The following is a 1,170-nucleotide window of genomic DNA, read 5'->3' on the forward strand; positions in this document are numbered from 1 at the left end:
GCCCAGATCTCGGATGTCCGCCAAACCGAAGCAACCTCAGGACATAGGCCGCCACCGATCGCTACGCGCTCCTCGACGACGGCGGCTGCCGGGCGTCTGGGGCTGATGGGGAGCGAAGGGGTCTGGTGAAAGGTCCGGAGGGGCGATTGCTCACCTCAGCCGAGCTCTACCCGCATCAGATCGTCCTCGTCACCACAAATGCGGGGATGGATGGGGGGAATTGGGGCAAACTGACGGCTCTTTCGGCCGCTCACTCTCCCTGACCCGAGTACAGCTCGGTATGGCCGCTGTCTGACGCTTGTACCGCCCCAGGTCAGCCGTCGGACGCAGGTATGCCACTGGCTGCGAATTGGCTCGCGACTCGGGTGCGGCGCGGCAGGGAGACTCGGCATCTGATTTCGAACTCAGGGAGTTGTGATGCAGGTAGCCGTAGTCACCTTCGACGGATTCAACGAGCTCGACAGCTTCATCGCCTCCGCTCTGATCAACCGTTGTCGGAAAGACGGCCTGGAAGCCTTCATTACGACGCCGACGCCGGTCGTCACGTCGATGAACGGCGTCGAGGTGACCGGACAGCGCCCGATGGAGTTCGTGACCGAGGCCGACGTCGTGCTGATCGGTAGCGGGGTGAAGACGCGCGACGTGGTCGCCGACGACCGGCTGCTCTCCATGTTGCCGCTCGACCCTTCGCGACAGCTGATCGGTTCGCAGTGCTCCGGCGCGTTGGTGCTCGCGCGGCTCGGGTTGCTGGGTGACATGCCTGCTTGCACGGACATGACGAGCCGGCCCTTCGTCGAAGACTGTGGCGTCACCGTGCTGGACGCGCCGTTCTACAGCGAAGGCAACATCGCTACTGCGGGCGGCTGCCTGGCGTCCGAGTATCTCGCCGCGTGGGTGATCACCCGAATGCTCGGCGAGGACGCCGCCCGCGCCGCCATCGACTACGCGGCTCCGGTCGGCGAAAAAGAGGAGACTGTCGAGCGCGTCATGCGTGCCGTCCACGCGGGCGAGGCAGCACTGCGCTGACGCTCCGCGATCAGCCCTCTGGGCCGCCTGCCTATGACCGGCCCCAGACGGGTCGCGGACGCTGAGTCGTGAGGAGCGCGTAGCGATCGGTGGCGGCCTATGTCCTGAGGTTGCTTCGGTTTGGCGGACATCCGAGATCTGGGA

General features: G+C 65.6%; 1 protein-coding gene. It reads left to right on the forward strand.

Annotation, left to right across the window (positions count from 1 at the left end; translation table 11 throughout):
- The first annotated feature begins 417 nt into the window (after positions 1-417).
- Positions 418-1,026 carry a DJ-1/PfpI family protein gene (locus ACZ45T_RS39225; protein ID WP_468449280.1) on the forward strand — a complete coding sequence of 203 codons (609 nt, stop codon included), beginning with the start codon at positions 418-420 and terminating at the stop codon, positions 1,024-1,026.
- Positions 1,027-1,170: the final 144 nt, after the last annotated feature.

It is taken from the genome of Streptomyces sp. NPDC030995 (genome assembly GCF_055571215.1).